At 63.2% G+C, this 18,097-nt stretch carries 15 protein-coding genes, 3 pseudogenes and 1 other annotated feature; of the genes and pseudogenes, 9 read left to right on the forward strand and 9 right to left on the reverse strand.

The window, feature by feature from the left end; translation table 11 throughout:
- Positions 1 to 31 precede the first annotated feature (31 nt).
- Positions 32 to 297, forward strand: a pseudogene (locus DES47_RS27375) (transposase); the annotation flags it as partial.
- Here the strand turns inward: DES47_RS27375 and DES47_RS27380 are convergent.
- Positions 289 to 495: pseudogene (locus tag DES47_RS27380) on the reverse strand (NAD(P)/FAD-dependent oxidoreductase); the annotation flags it as partial. The pseudogenes DES47_RS27375 and DES47_RS27380 overlap by 9 nt on opposite strands.
- A 27-nt stretch (positions 496 to 522) precedes the next feature.
- On the reverse strand, positions 523 to 2,787 hold the full coding sequence (locus tag DES47_RS27385) for an aminotransferase class V-fold PLP-dependent enzyme (protein WP_133703962.1): 2,265 nt from the start codon (positions 2,785 to 2,787) through the stop codon (positions 523 to 525).
- A 95-nt stretch (positions 2,788 to 2,882) separates the two neighbouring features.
- Here DES47_RS27385 and DES47_RS27390 point away from each other — a divergent pair, with 95 nt between their 5' ends.
- Entirely contained in the window at positions 2,883 to 3,350 is a 468-nt protein-coding gene (locus DES47_RS27390) for an Lrp/AsnC family transcriptional regulator (RefSeq protein WP_133703963.1), read from the forward strand.
- 468 nt (positions 3,351 to 3,818) lie between these two features.
- On the opposite strand, the pseudogene DES47_RS27395 reads toward DES47_RS27390, so the two are convergent.
- The 6 genes and pseudogenes from DES47_RS27395 to DES47_RS27420 all read right to left on the reverse strand — a co-directional run.
- Positions 3,819 to 4,303, reverse strand: a pseudogene (locus DES47_RS27395) (transposase); the annotation flags it as partial.
- Positions 3,909 to 4,025: a sequence feature (AL1L pseudoknot), on the reverse strand. It overlaps the preceding pseudogene by 117 nt.
- 310 nt (positions 4,304 to 4,613) lie before the next feature.
- Positions 4,614 to 5,384 carry a Fic family protein gene (locus DES47_RS27400; RefSeq protein ID WP_133703964.1) on the reverse strand — a complete coding sequence of 257 codons (771 nt, stop codon included), beginning with the start codon at positions 5,382 to 5,384 and terminating at the stop codon, positions 4,614 to 4,616.
- Between the two features lie 234 nt (positions 5,385 to 5,618).
- Positions 5,619 to 6,014 carry a PIN domain-containing protein gene (locus tag DES47_RS27405; RefSeq protein ID WP_133703965.1) on the reverse strand — a complete coding sequence of 132 codons (396 nt, stop codon included), beginning with the start codon at positions 6,012 to 6,014 and terminating at the stop codon, positions 5,619 to 5,621.
- Complete coding sequence (locus DES47_RS27410; protein ID WP_133703966.1) at positions 6,011 to 6,253, reverse strand: AbrB/MazE/SpoVT family DNA-binding domain-containing protein; 243 nt, start codon at positions 6,251 to 6,253, stop codon at positions 6,011 to 6,013. The genes DES47_RS27405 and DES47_RS27410 overlap by 4 nt, the downstream gene beginning before the upstream one ends.
- A 55-nt stretch (positions 6,254 to 6,308) precedes the next feature.
- A complete protein-coding gene (locus DES47_RS27415; protein WP_166652213.1) occupies positions 6,309 to 6,587 on the reverse strand; it encodes a tyrosine-type recombinase/integrase in 279 nt (92 codons plus the stop codon).
- Between the two features lie 207 nt (positions 6,588 to 6,794).
- Entirely contained in the window at positions 6,795 to 8,876 is a 2,082-nt protein-coding gene (locus DES47_RS27420) for an alpha-galactosidase (protein ID WP_133703967.1), read from the reverse strand.
- Between the two features lie 102 nt (positions 8,877 to 8,978).
- On the opposite strand from DES47_RS27420, the gene DES47_RS27425 reads away from it, so the two are divergent.
- The 7 genes from DES47_RS27425 to DES47_RS27455 all read left to right on the forward strand — a co-directional run bounded on the left by DES47_RS27425 (position 8,979) and on the right by DES47_RS27455 (position 17,327).
- Complete coding sequence (locus DES47_RS27425) at positions 8,979 to 9,872, forward strand: alpha/beta fold hydrolase (RefSeq protein WP_166652215.1); 894 nt, start codon at positions 8,979 to 8,981, stop codon at positions 9,870 to 9,872.
- A gap of 3 nt (positions 9,873 to 9,875) precedes the next feature.
- Positions 9,876 to 11,825, forward strand: a complete 1,950-nt coding sequence (locus DES47_RS27430; RefSeq protein WP_133703969.1) for a beta-galactosidase — start codon at positions 9,876 to 9,878, stop codon at positions 11,823 to 11,825.
- Positions 11,822 to 12,880, forward strand: a complete 1,059-nt coding sequence (locus DES47_RS27435) for a UDP-glucose--hexose-1-phosphate uridylyltransferase (protein ID WP_133703970.1) — start codon at positions 11,822 to 11,824, stop codon at positions 12,878 to 12,880. The genes DES47_RS27430 and DES47_RS27435 overlap by 4 nt, the downstream gene beginning before the upstream one ends.
- Positions 12,877 to 14,061, forward strand: coding sequence for a galactokinase (gene galK / locus DES47_RS27440; protein WP_133703971.1), 1,185 nt, complete (start codon positions 12,877 to 12,879; stop codon positions 14,059 to 14,061). Before DES47_RS27435 ends, galK begins: the two co-directional genes overlap by 4 nt.
- A 65-nt stretch (positions 14,062 to 14,126) precedes the next feature.
- A complete protein-coding gene (locus tag DES47_RS27445; RefSeq protein WP_133703972.1) occupies positions 14,127 to 15,479 on the forward strand; it encodes an MFS transporter in 1,353 nt (450 codons plus the stop codon).
- A 207-nt stretch (positions 15,480 to 15,686) separates the two neighbouring features.
- The gene (locus DES47_RS27450) at positions 15,687 to 16,619 is read left to right on the forward strand and encodes an alpha/beta hydrolase family protein (protein ID WP_133703973.1); all 933 of its coding nucleotides are present in this window, start codon (positions 15,687 to 15,689) and stop codon (positions 16,617 to 16,619) included.
- Positions 16,620 to 16,946: 327 nt separating this feature from the next.
- On the forward strand, positions 16,947 to 17,327 hold the full coding sequence (locus DES47_RS27455) for a hypothetical protein (protein ID WP_133703974.1): 381 nt from the start codon (positions 16,947 to 16,949) through the stop codon (positions 17,325 to 17,327).
- Here the strand turns inward: DES47_RS27455 and DES47_RS27460 are convergent.
- Positions 17,324 to 18,097, reverse strand: a 774-nt coding sequence (locus tag DES47_RS27460; RefSeq protein ID WP_243748486.1) for an acyl-CoA dehydrogenase family protein, incomplete at its 5' end; no start/stop codon positions are given. The two genes, DES47_RS27455 and DES47_RS27460, sit on opposite strands and share 4 nt — an antisense overlap.

Raw genomic sequence — 18,097 nt, forward strand, 5'->3', positions numbered from 1 at the left:
CAACACCCACACCGAGTCCAGCGCCACCGGCCCCGTCCTGCCGCTGTCGCCGGGTCGCGCCGAGCGCCATGGCTTCGAATACTTCAGGCACGGCACGCTGTCACTGTACGCAGCCTTCAACACCAACACCGGGGAGGTGTTGGGCAAGACGGCCACGCGCCATACCTCGGCGGCGTTCGTGGCCTTCCTCAATGACATTGTCGCCAACCAGCCGCGCGGCAAGGCGATTCACGTCATTCTGACAACCTCTCGGCGCACAAGACCAAGCTGGTCGCCGCGCTCTTGGACGAGCAGCCGCTGCATGAGCTCGGGCCCTTGCACGCCAGTGGGGTCGACCGGTAAGTTGTCGACATCGGTCGCCGTCATCAACTGACCGCCCTGGGCCATGCCGGTCAGCAACGTGGGCTTGAGGTTGGCGCGCGCGGCATAGATGGCGGCGGTGTAGCCGGCCGGGCCGGAGCCCAAGATCAGCAGGGGATGGTGTTGGAAGGTCATTTTCGGTTTCGAGGACAGTTGAGTCGTTCAGATGGCAAGCGCTGGATCGCAGGCAGCCAGGTCGGTATCGTGGGGCCAGAGTGCCAGGCCGCCGGCCAGGCTCCAGGCCTGCCCATGCCCCAGCCGGCGCAGGGCTTTCGCGGCCTGCGAGCTGCGGTTGCCGCTGCGGCAGAAGAACAGCACGCGGGTGCCTGGCGGCAGGGCCAGCCAGCCGGGCAGCGCATTGACCAGGCGCGACAGCGGCACCGCTTGGCAGCGCACGGCAGGCCCGAGTTGCGGCGTCTGGCTCAAGCCCTGCTCATAGGGCTCGCGCACATCCACCAGCAGCAGGTCCGGATGGGCACGCAGCAAGGCCGGCAAGGCCGCCGGGGCCAATTGGTGCAGGCTTGCATTGCCGCCGCTGCGGCCTTCGTCCACCCTGGCTCCACAGGCGAGGGTCTGAAATTCGGTCAGCGCCAGGTCTTGCTCCAGCGCGGCCTTGGCGGCGGCAAAGCCGGCGCTGTCCAGCCGGCCGTGCAGAACGCCCGCGAGCAGCGGCTGCGCGGCGATTTCGGTGGCCAGTGTGGTCGCGAAGCGGTCGTCATAGTCATGACCCGGTAGCAGCAGCGTCTGCGGCCCGATGGCCCGCGCCAGGCTCAGCAGCGAAGCGCCGAAGGACATCGGTGCGCTTTGCGCAAAGTCGCTTCGGCCCAGGGCACCAGGCATCAAGGTGTCGCCGACAAAGGCCAGACGCAGGCCTTGCGCGTCGTGCAGCAAATAAGCGCTGGAGTCCTCGGTGTGGCCTGGAAGAGCCAGCCGGCTCAAGCGCAGCGCACCCAGCAAAATCTGCTCAGCACCCAGCGGCCAGCCCAGCGCATCGACGCTGCCCGGTTCGAGCAAGTGCGGCACAGCGGCGCGCAGATCCCCGGCCGAAGACGCGTGATCGCCGTGGCTGTGGGTGTCCAGCACGGCTGCCAGCGTATGGCCGTGGCAGCTCAGCAATTGGGTCAGGCTGCCGGTGAGTTCGGGCACCGGGTCGATCACGATGCATCGCTTACTCCCCTCATCCACCAGCAGATAACAGCAGGCACCGTCCACCACGAAGCGGGTCACGCCCCCGGCGGGCAGCTCCGGGCTCGGCTGGCCCGGGCTCAGGCAGCTCTGGCGCAAGGCATCGCCGCAGGCGCGGATGCGGGCGCAGGCTTCATCGATGAATGCCGCATCGGCGGCGGGGCCGAAGGACAGACGCACGGCCGAGGCGGCCTGCCAGGCTGGCAGGCCCATCGCCATCAGCACATCGCTAGGCATGGCCTGGGCCGCGCTGCAGGCCGAGCCGCCGCTGACGCGCACATCCGCCGCGTCGAACAGGTCCAGCAGCAGCTTGGAACTGAGCCCCGGCACCGAGAAATTCAGCGTGGTGGGCAGACAAAGCTCGGGCGGCGCATTGAACACCAGGCCCGCGAAGGCGCGCTCCAGCGCTGCCGCGAGGCAGGCTCGGTAGACCGCTAGCGTGGTCTTGTCCTGAAAGCTGCGGCCCTCCTCCAGCGCCGTCAGCACGGCACCCAAGGCGGCGATGCCGGACATGTTCTCGGTGCCGGCGCGCAAGGCACCCTCCTGGCCGCCGCCAGCCATCAGCGGCGTGAACGGCGCACCGTCGCGGACGTAGAGCATGCCGATGCCCTTGGGGGCGTACAGCTTGTGGCCGGAGAACGGGGCGTAGTCGATACGCCGTCCGGCCAGATTCAGCGCCAGCTTGCCAAGCGCTTGCACGCTGTCCACCAGCCACAGCGCCCGGCTGTCGGCCAGCGCGGCCTCGATGCCATCGAGATCGCTGATCACCCCGGTTTCGTTGTTGGCTGCCATCGTGCAGACCAGTCCGGCGCGCGGCGCATGCGCGCGCAACCATGCCAGGTCGTGACGGCCATCGCGACCGACCGGGATAGCCAGCACCTGCAGGCCCAGGCCCAGCAAGGCGTTCCAATGCTTCAGGGCCTCGGGCACGGCCTTGTGTTCCGTCGCACCGTACAGCAGCAGCTCGGCCCGGGCCTGCCCATGGCGCAAGGAACTCAGCGCTGACAGCACCGCCGTCTGTATGCCCTCCGTCGCCCCGCTGAGAAAAAGCAACTGGCCGCTCGACGCGCCCAGCACGCGGCGGGCGCGCAGCCGCACGCCGTCCATCACTGCGCGGGCCTTCAGGCCGGTGCTGTGGATGCTGCTGGGGTTGCCGAAGTCTTCGGCCATGGCTGCCAAGGCGGCGGCGCGAGCCTGGGGCAGAACAGGCGTGGTGGCATTGGCGTCGAGATAGATTTCCATGCTGGAATTCTGCTGGCCGGTGCCTGAAAAAGGTTCTCCTTCTTTTGCGCCGATTGCCGAACAATTGGAATTTCAATCCTGAATAGAATTGATATATGAAATTCGATTCCTTCGACATCAAAATCCTTGAAATCCTGCAGGGCGATGCCGAGCAGCAGGTGGCGCAGATTGCGGCCCAGGTCGGCATGTCGGCGACGCCTTGCTGGCGGCGCATCCAGCGGCTCAAGGAGGCGGGCGTGATCACGCGCCAGGTGGCCCTGGTCGATGCCCAGAAGGTGAATGTCGGGGTGACCGTCTTCGTGTCGGTGCGCACCAGCACCCACACCCAGGAATGGTTCGAGCAGTTCCGCGGCACGGTGCAAGCCATCCCCGAGGTCGTGGAGTTCTATCGGATGAGCGGCGATGTGGACTACCTGCTGCGGGTGGTCGTGCCCGACATCGCCGCCTATGATGCGGTCTACAAGCGCCTGATCGCCGGCACCAGCCTGCACGATGTCAGCTCAAGCTTTGCGATGGAAGAGCTAAAGCTAACCACGGCATTGCCGCTTGGTTACATCAAGTGATGCGGCCAATGTTGACGGACGGCCATCCTCCACGGTTCACCTGCGCCTTCAGCGCCTCGCTGTAGTTCCGTCGCCTGCGGGTTTATCGCTTGCCATCGTGTCCACCATTGCCAGTGAATCGTCCCGAATCTTCTAGACACTTTTAAGCCGTTGAGCGGGAGCGATGCGTCGGGTTGGTTTGACTACGCTGCGTCAGCGGCCAGCCACTGAATCGCCTGTATCTGAACCAAGACACAGCTCCCCTCCTGCATTATCGGCAGCGCAAGTCCCGAGGTCTGAAGGGCGCGCCCGGGCAAAATGAGCGGCGTTTGTTGACGCCGGTGTGGGACTGACCCATGGTGCCAACTTTCACTTAACCCCGCCCGGCGCCTAGGATGCGGCAGCTGCCCGCGTACATGCCTGACGAAGGAGGGTCACGTGGAGGTCGGCAGAACCTCTAAAAGTGGGTCAATCCACCACTGGCGCCCACACCTGTGGCATCAGGCTCGCATCGCGCTGAGCACGACGAGAGCGCAAGACCGGGCAGCGCTGACGCGCGGCGTGGCGCCAGTACGCCGATGGGGCGATCTGCAAGACCCGGCAGATCGACTCGACCCCAAACTGTTGGCGGTACTGATCGATGAAGTCCTTCAGGACTTGATACGGCGGTCGAGCTCCGCCTGGGCGAAAAACGCGCTGGCCAGCTTCAGGATCTCGTTGGCCTTGCGCAGCTCGCGGTTCTCTCGCTCGAGGTCCTTGATGCGTTGAGTCTCGGCAGTCGAAACGCCGTCGCGCTGCCCAGCATCCACCTCATGCTGCTTGACCCAGGTGTGCAACGTCTGCGGGACGCAGCCGATCTTGTCGGCGATGGACTCGATGGCCGCCCACTGGGACGGATGTTCAGCCCGGTGCTCCAGCACCATACGCACAGCGCGCTCACGCACCTCAGGGGAAAACTTCGGGGACTTCTTCATGGCTCCATTCTCTACAGTTGGAGCCTCCTCAAAACCCGGGGCGCTTCAGGCCCAGCGCAGCGCGTGCCGCTTTGATCCTGACTGCCGTATGGTCTGGCGTGGACATGACTCTTTCCGGGTCAGTGTCCGCAGTGCATGCAGACGAGGTTACGGCCATCTGTGCCGACCGGGCGATCCTGGCCGCACCAGCCGCAGAAGCGCTTCCATCCGGGAGCTGCAGCGCGCAAAGCGCGGGGGCCGCCTGTAGGCGCCGTGTAGGTCCGCATTGGCTTGGTCTTGTTCAACGTGCTCACGATGCTTTCCTACGTCCTCATCGACCAAGCTTGGACTTAGCTGGCTGCAGAACTTCAAGGTAGGTATCTAGCGATCTTGACACCGCATCAGCCACCAAGACCGTGATGTCACTGAAATCCCGCTTCACACAGGCTAGATCAAGCGCGTCGTAGTACCGAAGCCTGTCTTCCTTGCGGATGACTGCTGGCGGATAGCCTGCCTTCATCAATTCGAGGTTCTGCAGCAGCCTGCCCGTGCGTCCATTTCCATCGGCGAACGGGTGAATTTCAACGAAGCGTGCGTGCAACTCAGCGGCACGAGCAATCGGGTTCATATCCTCCGTCTCAGCGTACCAGTGTTGAAGCGCTTGCATTTGCTCAGGCAAATGAAGAAAGCCGGGCGGTCTCGTGCTCGCGCCAGAAATCACAACGTTCTCCCTCCGGTAGCGGCCAGCTTCCTCTGGCTGAATCCCTTTGAGGACCAGAGCATGAATGTCCTTGATCTGGCGCTCACTCAAGGGCTCTTCATTGGCGACTATCTCTTCGACGTAAAGGATCGCATCACGATGGTTTACAGCCTCGAAATGTTCACGCATTGACTTTCCGCCAATGGTTATTCCCTCCAAGACAACTTTCGTCTCACGCAATGTCAGAGTGTTGCCCTCGATTGCGTTGGAGTGATAGGTCCACTCCAACGCAATCTTGTCTCGGAGGGATGCTACGGAATGACCAGGCAATGGTCGAATAGTATCGAGTTGAGCCTTGCGCTTTGCAACTGAATCCAATTTGTATTGCAGGCAATTTGTCATCTGGTTTCCGGGTCAGTTTTTGAAGGCGTAGAACAAGTGCCACAGCACGTTGGTCCTGGTTTGGACAGATGACAAGCATTTGCCATTAACGAGGCCAGTGACTGAATCTCGACACATCCCGATCAGCAAGGCATATCGCTCATTCTCCACGCGGGCCAGTACGGTCAGCGCGCTCACCAAGGCCACAGCCAGGATAGCGATCAGCCAGTTCTTCCTCAACGTCCTCTTTCCCTGCTATTGAATCAACGTCATGCCTGCCGTCTTGGATGCGCCAACGTCAAAGGTCATCGTTTTTGTGCAGCCAGCGGCCACCGCAGTACGCTCGATCAGGCAATCCGCGAAATCGGCACTGCCAGCCCCATACGCACGCAGGGCTCGCACCACATGCTCGGCCTGGTCAACCACAAGCTGCTTCGAGCGAAGAATCACATCGAGCGCCTGGACAACCTGCTCCCGCGCCAAGTCGTAGGACGACGACAGCACCCACACCAACTCCACCACCGACACCAGGGTGATGAAACCGGGCTCTTGAGCGGTGAGGCCTTCAATCAGCTTCGTTGCCTTGGCGGCCTGCTTGGCTTCGTCCTGCATGATGTAGCGGACCAGCACGTTCGTATCGAGGCCGATCATCGAGCAGAGGCCCCGCGAGCTGCGATGGTGCGATTCATGTCCTCGATGGACACGGATTTAGCAGGCTTGCCGAACATACCCTTCAGCTCAGTCACAGACCGATTCGCTGCGACGAAGAGAAACTGACCCGGTTCGATCTGCACGAACTCCACGCGGTCGCCAGTGCCGACCGACAGCGCTTTGCGCACGTCGGCTGGAATGGTGATCTGGCCTTTGGTCGTGATGGTTGCGGTTGTCATTTGATGATCTCCTTATATTCCTTACTTTAATGTAAGGCATCGAGGGACGCAAGGGCTAAAGCGCTCCTGCGAACATCGCTTCCAGCGTGCGCCGGCCAACATCGAGGTAATCATCGGTATGGTCTAGATCGGCATGGCCAAGCAGGCGCTGCACAACCTCGATGTCATGCCCCTTCGCAACCAGGCGCGTGGCGAACGTCCGCCGCCCGGAGTGGCTGGAGCAATCGTGCAGACCGGCATCGCGGTAGAGCCGAGTGATGTGGGCCTGCATCGCGTCACAGGCCAAGTAGGTTTCAACCTCGCCACCCACCAGCTTGCGCTTCTTCGCAGACAAGGCGAACGCTGATCCCTTGGCCGTCGAGCGTGGGCAGGGAGCGCGGGTTCTGAAGTTGGCATCGGCCGAGGGCTATTGAAGTGGGCGAGACTGACTCGAGGGCTCATGCCGAGCTTGAGCGTGAGGAAGTCACCAGCAAATCCGCAGCTTGACCGAGATCGGGACCAGCCTCACACAAACAACTTCCGGGATGGCGCTACAGGCATTTCACTGAATCGCCTGTATCTGAACCAAGACCCCGCTCCCCTCCCGCAGTATCGGCAGCGCAAGTCCCGAGGTCTGAAGGGCGCGCCCAGGCAACATGAGCGGCGTTGCCGTTTGGAGTGATGTCGCTGTCTTCCCGGCAGCCGGGTTTGGCCACCAAAGTGGATGGAGGCTCACCTGGTAGGTCCAGTTCGGCGAGAGGCCGGGCACGCGCAAGGGTGCCAAAATCGCATCATGTGGTTGGCCGACTGCAATTGCACTCGCCAATGCTCGGCTGCCGTCGGCAGCGATGGCCAGTGTTGCAGACACGCCCGGGTCCAGATGGTCGATGGGCGTGATGCTCGCGGCATGCAGCCAGGAGCGTTCCGCCTTGTAGACCTTGATAGCCTCCCGCAAGTGACACGCATCTTCCTCGCTCAGGTGCAAGACGTTGGCCTCAATGCCCAGGTGGCCGAACAAGGCATTCAACGTGCGCACTGGCATGTCGGACACACGGCCAGTGGTGTGGCTGCGTGCGTCGCCCACGTGCACGCCCATCACCTCAGGCGGCAAGAAGCCGAGGAACCCGCGCTGAATCTTTTGACGCTCCAATGGGTCGTTGCAATCGGAAACCCAGACACGTGAACTGCGGCGCAATATACCCAAATCTGCGCGAGCTCCACCAGATGCGCAAGTCTCTATCTCCAGCGAGGGGAACGCTTCGCGCAGTTCATCCATCAGTGAGTACAGACCCAGCACATGCTGGCGTGCGGTGGCACACCCGTCCGGCCCTGCCGCATGAGTCATATCGCGATTCATGTCCCACTTCAGAAAGCTGATCGGTGCGCTGCGCAGCAGCGCGGCAATCTGCGCGAACAAATGCTGCCTTGCGGCCGGCAAAGCTAGGTTGACCACGAACTGGTGCCGGCCTAACGGTTGGTCCAACTCTGGTACGCCCATCACCCAGTCGGGATGAGCCCGGAACAACTCGCTCGCTTGGCTCACCCCCTCAGGCTCGACCCAAAGTCCGAACTCCATTCCCAGCGCTCGGCAGTAGTTCGCCAGTGGTGCCAACCCTTGCGGGTAGCGCTTGGGGCATGGCACCCAATCGCCCAAACCGGCGCGGTCATCAAAGCGACCTGCAAACCAACCATCGTCGAGAACGAATCGTTCGACGCCCAGTTCTGCCGCTGCTTTTGCCAATGCAGTCAAGCGACGATCGTCGTGATCGAAATACGTGGCCTCCCAGGTGTTGAACTGCACCGGTCGCGGGGCTGGCATCGCCGGTAGCACACACTCTCGAATGAACCTGTGCCATCTCAGGCTCAACCGGCGCAATCCCTCACTGCTGCGAGCCATGTGCAAGGTCGGGCAGTCATGACTCTCCGCCGGCAGCAAAATCACCTCACCGGGCAGCAGCAACTCGCCAGCTTGAAGCTGCGCACCGCCCAGGCGCAAGCGCTGCAGCACCAGCCGGTGGTTGCCCGACCAGGCCATCTGCACACTCCAAGCCTCACCCTGTGTGGCATGAGTACCAGGTTCCATGAGCAAAAGGCCCGGAAAGGCGTGATGGGAGGTCCGACCCAAGCGAGCTTCCTGCACCCATGCAGCACTGCTCATAGGTTCGCGCGTCGTCTGGAACTCGCCGGCCCATCGTCCACCCAAGGATTGTCTTTCGGTCAGATGCCGAGGGATGGGCAAGACCATGGTTGCCAGGCCGTCGACAGCCAACTCATCAGCGCCCAGATTGGTGAGCCGGCAATCTGCACTGAAGACGCCGCTATCGGCATGCAGGCCCAAGCGCAAGCTCAGACCAAGTCCGGCAGCGGCGTCGCCGAGTTCAAAGTCCCAACCATCGTGCGACCTCTTGGCGGACTGCAGAATGAACTGGGTGTACAGATGGCGCCGCCCTCGCCGCACGGCCAAACCGGGAGAGTCCGTGAAGCCCCGCCCCGGCTCAGGTAGCCAGGAAACAAGCTCTGCGACATCCAACCCCCCATGCGGCAGCGCCGGCTCTCGGCTGCGGGCCAGCGCGTCCAGATCGCAGTCCGCCGGCAAGGGCTCGCCCCAGTAAAGCAACTGCGGCATTCGAGCCTGTGGGGTCATCAGTACCAAGGTCTGATCGGGGGCATCAAGGCGGTGAAAGCAGGTAGTCAAAAGAACGCTCCAAGTGACCTCTCATCGATATCTATTGTAATATCCGTCAATATGAAAGATGGCACGATTCACCACTCCTTCCTGTCCGGTGCCGGCGTGCGGTTGCACGTGGCTCAGGCGGGTCAAACCGGCTGCGGCAGCCCCGTGTTGTTGCTGCATGGCTTCCCTGACCACTGGCGCCTGTGGGAGTCGACGATGCTTGCGCTCGCTGGGCAACACCATGTGATGGCGCCTGACCTACGCGGGATCAACCTGTCAGAGAAGCCCCTGTCTGTGGCCGACTACGCGATCGATCACTTGGTGGATGACGTCCTCGCGCTGATCGATCACCTGGGAGGGCGCTGCGCGTTGGTCGGGCACGATTGGGGCGGCATGCTGGCCTGGGTCGTGGCCGCCCGCCATCCAGCAAAGGTCTCGTGCCTCGCAATCTTCAATGCCCCACACCCCTGCGTATTCGCTCAGCAGTTGCGCAGCAACCCTGCACAGCGCGCCGCGTCTGAGTATGTGCAGCGTCTGTGTTCGCCTGGTGCGGTGGAGCATCTCTCGCAGAACCATTACTCGGCCCTCTGGTCAGTCAGAGCAGATGGCAAGCACCAAGACGAATTGAATCCCACTCGCACATCTTGCGAATTGGCCTGGTCCCAACCTGGCGCTCTGGATGCAGCCATCAATTGGTACCGTGCTGTGAACTTTGACGCCGCACTGAGACTCGACGCGCGTGCCGTTCCCGACCTAGGCGCCGCCAGTGGACACATCGCGATGCGCACGCTGGTCGTCTGGGGTGAGCGCGACGGCTCTTTCCCCGTCGAGTGCCTTGATGAACTGCCGCAGTGGGTGCCACAGCTAACCCTGCGCCGGGTACCGGACGGCGGCCACTGGCTGCTGCATGACCAGCCCGAGCGCGTCATGCCGTGGCTCGCCGAATTCCTTACCGAGCCGAGCTGAGCCATGCGCCTGGGCGTTTGCTACTACCCCGAACAATGGCCCGAAGCCTGGTGGGCTGAGGACGCGCGCCAGATGGCCGCACTGGGCGTTCGCCTGGTGCGCATCGGCGAGTTCAGCTGGTCGCGCGTGGAGCCTCAGCCGGGCATGTTCGAGTGGGGCTGGCTGGATCGCGCCGTACAGGTGCTGGCCGATGCCGGCCTGCAACTCGTGATGTGCACGCCTACTGCCACACCACCCAAGTGGCTGGTGGACCTCGACCCCGACATGCTTGCGGTGGGCGAGGACGGCCGCCAGCGTCGCTTCGGTTCGCGCAGGCACTATGACTTCTCCAGCGACCGATACCTGGCGCAAGCTGCGCGCATCACTCGTGCGTTCGCCGAGCGCTACGGCCGACACCCCGCCGTGGTGGCCTGGCAGACCGACAATGAGTACGGTTGTCACGACACCGTCGTCAGCCACTCACCGCAAGCGGTGCAACGCTTTCGAGGCTGGCTGCAGCAACGCTACGGCGACGTTGCAGCACTCAATCAAGCCTGGGGCAATGTGTTCTGGAGTCAGGACTACAGCAACTTTGACGAGATCGATTCCCCGACTGGCACCGTGACCGAAGCCAACCCGGCGCACCGGCTCGACTACCGCCGTTTCGCTTCCGACGAGGTGCTGCGTTTCAATCGCGCGCAGTGCCAGATCCTGCGCTGCCATTCGCCGGGCCGGGTGCTGGTGCACAATTTCATGCAACTGTTCACGGGCTTCGACCACCACGCGGTGGCGTCTGATCTGGATGTGGCCAGTTGGGACAGCTATCCGCTTGGAGCGCTGGAAATGTTCTGGTTCGACGCTGATGACAAGCAGCGTTGGCTACGAACCGGACACCCCGACTTCGCTGCCTTTCACCACGACCTGTACCGCGGCATGTCGCGCCTACCTTTTTGGGTGATGGAGCAGCAGCCCGGCCCGGTGAACTGGGCAAACTGGAACCCCGCGCCAGCGCCCGGCATGGTGCGCTTGTGGACCTGGGAGGCGTTCGCACACGGCGCCGATGTCGTCAGCTACTTCCGCTGGCGCCAGGCCCCGTTCGGCCAAGAGCAGATGCACGCGGGCCTGCAGACGCCAGATTGCCGCCTGGACGTCGGAGGCGCAGAAGCCGCCGCCGTGGCGGCGGAATTGGCTTTGGTACCCACGGAGCCCACTCGTCCTGCGCAGGTCGCTTTGGTCTTCGACTACGCCAGCCTGTGGCTGCTAGACATCCAACCGCAAGGTGCCGACTACAACGGCTTGCGGCTCACCTACGAGGCCTATTGCGCGCTTCGCTCGCTTGGTTTCGACGTTGACATCGTGCCGCCCGGCGCGAATCTCAACGGCTATTCACTGGTCGTTCTGCCTTCAATGCCCTTGGTCAGTGACGCCCTGCTATCGACCCTCCAATCCACCTCGGCGCAGGTCGTGCTCTACCCACGTACCGGGTCCAAGACTGACGCTGTCAGCATCCCCGAAGGCTTACCACCGGGTTCGCTGCGTCAGCTCATCAATCTGCGTGTGACGCGCGTCGAGTCTCTGCGGCCCGGCGTGACCGATACGGTGCTGCTCAAGGGCTCCCGGCATTCCTCTACCCGCTGGCGGGAGACCCTGGACGCAGGGCCCAATGTCACAACTTTGGCGCAGTACTCGGACGGACAGGCGGCCGTGGTGCGACAGGGCCGCACTCGTTACCTGGCGGGCTGGTTCAGCGCGGAGTTGCAGCGCCAAGTTATCGAGGACGCTGCCATCGACGCAGGGATGGCGCCGGTGCGTTTGCCTCAAGGTCTGCGCATACGCCGCCGCGGGGACCTGCTGTTCGCCTTCAACTACAACGCCCATCCCATCACGCTGGCTGTACCCGAGGCCGATTGGCTGCTGGGTGATAGCACCCTTCCCGCCCATGGCCTGGGGCTGGCTCGCAGACGCACTCCATGACTGAACGATTCGACCCGTCGCTACACTCGCACCGCCGCTTCAATGCACTGAGCGGCCGCTGGGTGCTCGTCTCGCCACAACGCAACCTTCGCCCCTGGCAGGGTCAGCAAGACCCGGTCGACGTCGCCCAGCGCCCCAGCCACGACGCCGATTGCTACCTTTGTCCCGGCAATTCCCGAGTGCAGGGTGACGCCAATCCCGACTACCGCGGCCCCTACGTTTTCGACAACGATTTCCCTGCCCTTCAGGCGGACGCGCCCGCTCCAGACGAAGCGGGTGACCCGTTGCTGCGTGCGGCCCCCGCACGTGGCACGAGCCGGGTGCTGTGCTTCTCTCACGACCACTCATTGAGCTTGCCAGAACTCACGTTGGCTGCGCGGCGCGACGTGGTCGACACCTGGTGTGATCAGACCGCAGACCTGGGGGCCCGATGGCCCTGGGTGCAGGTGTTCGAGAACAAGGGCGCCATGATGGGCTGCTCTAACCCCCACCCCCACGGGCAGATCTGGGCCACCGACCGGGTGCCCGACGAGCCAGCTGCCGAGGACGTTGCGCAGCGCGCCTGGTTCGTCAAGAACGGCACCCCGCTGTTGCTGGACTATGCAGAGCGCGAGCTCGCCGCGCGAGAGCGTGTCGTCTGTGCCAATGACAATTGGGTCGCTGTCGTTCCTTGGTGGGCAACCTGGCCCTTCGAAACCCTGCTGATGCCTCGGGTCAGGGTGCCCCGCATGACTGACCTCAGCCCTGAATTGCGTGACGGCCTGGCCGAACTGCTCGGAAACCTAACTGCGCGCTACGACAACCTCTTCGGCTGCAGCTTCCCGTACTCGATGGGTTGGCATGGCGCGGCCTTCGACGGACGTGACCCAAGCCCGTGGCAACTGCATGCCCACTTCTATCCCCCTCTGATGCGATCGGCTCAGGTGCGAAAATTCATGGTGGGCTACGAGATGCTCGCGGAGGCCCAGCGCGACCTCACCGCTGAGCAAGCTGCCGCCGCGCTGCGCGCCGCCTCGCCCATCCACTACCGCGCCGTCCGCGAGGTGTTGCCTTGAGCCACGCTGACTTGCAGCGGCGCGCCGAGGCGGCCTTCATCAGTGCGTTCGGCGCGGCCCCGAAAGCCTGCGTGCAAGCACCCGGCAGGGTCAACCTGATCGGCGAGCACACTGACTACAACGACGGCTTTGTGCTGCCCTGCGCCATCGATCGAGGCACCGTCATTGCGCTGCGCCGCCGCACCGACCGCCGCGTTCGCGTGGTGGCGCTGGACTACGCCGGAGCACGCGACGAGTTTGATTTGACGCAGCCACTCAGCCGGGAGGGCGAGGTGCACTGGAGTCACTACGTGCGAGGCATGGCTCAGCAACTTCTGTCGCTCGACCCGAGTCTGCCTGGACTGGACATGCTGATCACCGGCGACGTACCGCAAGGCGCCGGCTTGTCCTCTTCGGCGTCGCTCGAGGTGGCTGTTGGGGCGGCGTTTCGTGCCGCAGGTGCCATACCCACGCTCGACCCAACGCAGCTGGCGCTGCTCGCTCAGCGCGCCGAGAACGAGTTTGTCGGCTGCCAGTGCGGCATCATGGACCAGTTGGTCTCGGCAAGGGGTGAAGCCGGCAGTGCACTGCTGATCGATTGCCGCAGCCTGTCCACCAAGACCGTGACGTTGCCCGAAGGGGCGGCCGTACTAATCGCACACTCCATGGTGCGCCGGGGGCTGGTCGACAGCCACTACAACGAGCGCCGCGAGGCCTGCGCCGCCGCGACGCGATACCTTGGCGTCAATGCGCTGCGCGACGTCACACTGGATCAGCTGGCGACCTCGGGACTGGACGCGCTGACCCACCGCCGTGCGCGCCACGTGGTGACAGAAAACTACCGAACCCTCCGTGCTGCTGAGGTACTGGAGCGGGGCGACCTGGCGGCAGTGGCCTCCCTTATGGCGGCCTCACATGCCTCAATGCGCGACGACTTCGAAATCACCGTGCCCGCCGTGGACCAACTGGTAGAACTGATCACTGACACTCTCGCGGGCGAAGGTGGTTGCCGTATGACCGGCGGCGGCTTTGGCGGTTGCGTGGTAGCGCTGATGCCAAAGGGCCGAGTCGCCGCGGTTGAGGCGGCCATCAGCCGGCACTATCGATCACCAGAGGGGCTGGCGTCCAAGGTCTTCGTTTGCCAGCCCAGCGCCGGTGCCGGCGCGCTCATATCCCCGCTCGACTTCGGTGCAAACACCTAGTATTTTCTTTATTGACGAATGATTCAATAAGGTCACTTAGCAATGAGCAGATTCGGCCAAAGCACATGACCCAGACGACCTCCCCAGCGCTACCGCGCTCTGCCATTTGGGCCTTCGGCTTGGTGGCCATGCCGTTGTCGACCATCGGCTTGCCGCTGGCGATTTACCTGGCACCGTTCTATGCCGGTGAGATGGGCTTATCACTGGCCGCTCTGGGAACAGCCATGCTGATCGCGCGCTTCGCCGACATTTGCATCGACCCCTTCGTTGGCGCTTTCAGTGACCGGTTGCGCAGCCGCTTCGGGCGACGCAAGCCCTTTTTGGTGGTGGGTAGCGTCGTGCTGTTGCTGGGCATGAGCCAGCTCTTTAACCCGGGCAAGGGCGTCACCCTGGTGTACTTCCTGGGATGGCTGGCCGTGATGTATGCCGGCTTCTCGCTGATCCAAGTGCCCCATCGAGCCTGGGGTGCCGAGCTGTCGCCTTTCTACGACGAGCGCACCCGCATCTCATCGGTGCGACAGTTCTTCTCGACCGGCGGCCTCATCGTGTCAACCTTGGTGCCGGCAGTCGTGTTGGGTCAAGCCGGCGCGAAATCGTCCGACGTGCTGTTTGCGCTTACGGTCATGACGGTCATCGCGCTGCCCATCGTTGCGGGCATTAATTTGTACTTCACGCCTGAGCCCGCGCCGACACCCCGCCCCCCGCGCGCACGGTTTGACTGGAAGGCGAACTGGCGTGCCCTGCGACGTAATGGCCCACTGCAGTGCATCCTGCTGGTGGTATTCATCGGCTTCAGCGCCGAAACCTTCCGTCAAACTCTGACAGTGTTCTTCGCCCGTGACGTGATTGGCGTCAAAAATCTTGGCCTCGTCTATGTCTACTATTTCATCAGCGCGTTTTGCGGTGTGCCGTGCTGGCGTTGGGTCGCCAAGCGCACCAGCAAGCACCACGCCTTGGCAGCGGGGATGGTGATTGCAATTTGCACCAACCTCGGTCTGTACCTGCTGGGGAAGGGCGACACAGCGCTCTTCACCGCGATGTTCATTCTCAAGGGCTTCTGCTTCGGCGCCCTCGACCTGCTACCGGCCGCCATGCTGGCCGATGCAGCTGACGTCGACACCGCGATCACCCACAAGTCTCGCAACGGGCTGCTGTTCGCAGTGTTCGGAGTGGTGACAAACTTGGGCCAGGCAGTGGGCCAGGGCGCCTCGCTCAACGCTTTGTCTTGGGTGGGTTACCACGCTGCGGGCGAGACGGCCCCCGCAGCACTGGCCTCGCTGAGCCTGTTGTATGCAGTGATACCTAGCGCGGCGCTCGGCTTGGCGATGTTAATCGCCCTTCGCTACAGCTTGACGGCGAAGCGCCACGAGAGGCTGCGCGTGTTGCTGCAAGGGCGCAAGGCCCTGGCGGGCACATAAATCCGGCAAATGGAACAAGGCCAACCATTCGATTGCGTGTTGTTGGCCCGGAGATCCAGCAGTCCCAGTCGTTGGACAAGCCCATCAAGGGCCGCGATGGTGTGTTGGGGGCACCAGAACTGTGGAGGAAGGCTGGCCCCTCCAAGAGAAAAAGTGCTGCAGCGGTAGCTCGCTCACGCGACTAGTGCGAATGCTGCATCGAGGGAAGTGCGCAAACTCCTGCCGGCCGAAGTCAGCAGCGCTGAAATCGTGCCGGTATCCCCAAGCTATGAGGCGCTCCGCCTCTCACCGATGGAGATTCGATTGAAACAGCTACTGATGAAACGCGCGGCCCTTGCCGCCTTCTTGGCCAGCAGTCTCTTCCACGGCGCCACACATGCGCAGGCCATCGGCCCTGATCCGACGGCCGCCAGCCTCGCCGCCGATGGCCCGTTCGCGGTCAGCACGCAAACCGCCAGCCGCGCCACAGGCTTTGCCGGCGGCACGATCTATGTGCCCAACACTGCTGGGCGCTATGCCTTGGTCGCTTTCTGCCCTGGCTTCACCAACTCGCAATCGGCGGTTGCGGCCCTTGGCCGGCGCTTGGCCACCCACGGCTTCGTGGTAGTCACCATGAACACCAACAGCATTTTTGACTTCCCGGCCAGTCGAGCAACCCAACTGATCGCTGCACTCAACACTGTCGCGGCCATCAGCACAGGACCGGTTGTTGGCAAGGTAGACTCCGCGCGTCGCATGGTGGCAGGCTATTCGATGGGCGGCGGCGGCGCGCTGATCGCAGCACGCGGCAACCCGTCGCTTCGCGGCGCCGTTGCCCTTGCGCCGTGGAGCGACAGCGACAAGAACTTCTCCACCACAACCGTACCTACCGCCATCGTCGCGGGGTCTGCGGACACGACAGCGTCACCCACCGACCACGCCACCGTGTTCTACAACAGCATGCCCACGACCACGAAGAAGCTGCTGGCCATCATCAGCGGGGCCACACATTCCTTCCCGACCACGAGCACGCCCAATCAGCCTGCCAGCGGCTACCAGATTGCTTGGAGCAAGCGCTTTGCTGACCAGGACGTTCGATACGGCCCCTTCCTGGTGACCGACTCGCGCCTGTCTTCGTTCGCATCAACCGGCCCCTTCTGATGCGCTGCGGCCCCAAATTCAGCAGCGGCGGGGCCCCTGCACCAGGCAATTAGACGGGAGTGTGCTGTGAGCTCATCACATCGCGCTTTCGTGGTTGTGCTCGCAACCCTGGTTGGCTGCGCATGGCTTTGGACAGGGAGTAGTCCAATTGCAACGGAGCCCGCGCAAGCACCAAATCACTCAAACGCGGAACGGCAGATCGCGCGGGTCCAGCCGCCACCGTCGGCACCGGAACTCCAGCCTTGGGCTGAACCACACGTTACTGCGAATGCCCGCGCGCCATTCCATTCGAAGACGGTCATTGCCGGCGATGAAGCATCTGACACCTTGCACTTGCGCCTCGACGCGCAACAAAGGTTGGTGATGGACGAGGCCACTCGACTTGACGTCGAGAAGCTCTTCTCGCTCAACGAGCCAGCCGCACGCGTTCGCAAGCAGCGCATGCTAGAGGCCAGCCTGCCCCCCGACGCCGCGCGCGAGTTTGCGGCGCTCATGTCTCGCTACGACCATTACCAGGAGGCGCAGTTTCAACAACTCCCCCCGGGTGAAGCCGCGCACTCGCGGGCTGACGCCATGGCACAGTTCGATCGGCTGCGGGCACTTCGGGTGCAGTACTTCGGTGCGCTCCTGGCGGAGCGGCTCTACGGCGCTGAGGAGGCTCAGCAGCTCAAGCTGCTGGCCCAATTCCCCATCGACCCGAGGCCTTAGGCCACCTGGCTCTGCGCGGCGAAATGCCGCAGATGATGATCCACATTGCCGAGTTGGGCGTCCAGCGCGAGCAAGCGTTTGAAGGCGTGACCCACCACGACTTCGTCCGACATGCCCATGCCGCCATGAAGTTGTATCGCTTGTTGACCCACGAAGCGGCCTACCTTGCCGACCTGCACCTTCAGGCCCGACAGCACACGGCTCACGTCAGCACGGCTTTCCGCGAGCCGGATATTGGCCAACAGCACCATCGAGCGCAACTGCTCCGCCTGCATGAACATGTCCACCATTCGGTGACGCAAGACCTGGAACTGAGCCAACGTCTGGCCGAACTGGCGCCGCTCGCGGGTGTAGGCGAGCGTCTGTGCGAGCAGCAAATCCACCAGGCCGATGGCCTCAGCGCCCAGGGCGGCCAAGCCGACTTGGTTCGAATGGTTCAACAAGTCCAAGGCGAATCCGGGCTCGCAAAGGCGTGCATCGTCCCCTACATACACGTTGAACAGCGTCAGATTGGCGCCTCGGCCGCCGTCCACGAGCGGATAGCTGTGGCGAGTCAGCCCAACACTTTCAGCCTCGACCCAGAACAGGCACAAGCCACCCGGCGCTTGCGCAGACACGATGAAGGCTGTCGCCGTGTCGCCGCCAATCACCACACACTTTTCACCCTGCAAACACTGAATCGCCCCGGGATTCGTGGAGGCCATTTGGTTTAAGTCAGACCGCCACCGCGACGGCTTGATTGGCGAGTTGCCGGTAATAGTTTGCCTCAG

This window comes from Roseateles toxinivorans (assembly GCF_004362525.1).
Taxonomy (GTDB): Bacteria; Pseudomonadota; Gammaproteobacteria; order Burkholderiales; family Burkholderiaceae_C; genus Paucibacter; species Paucibacter toxinivorans.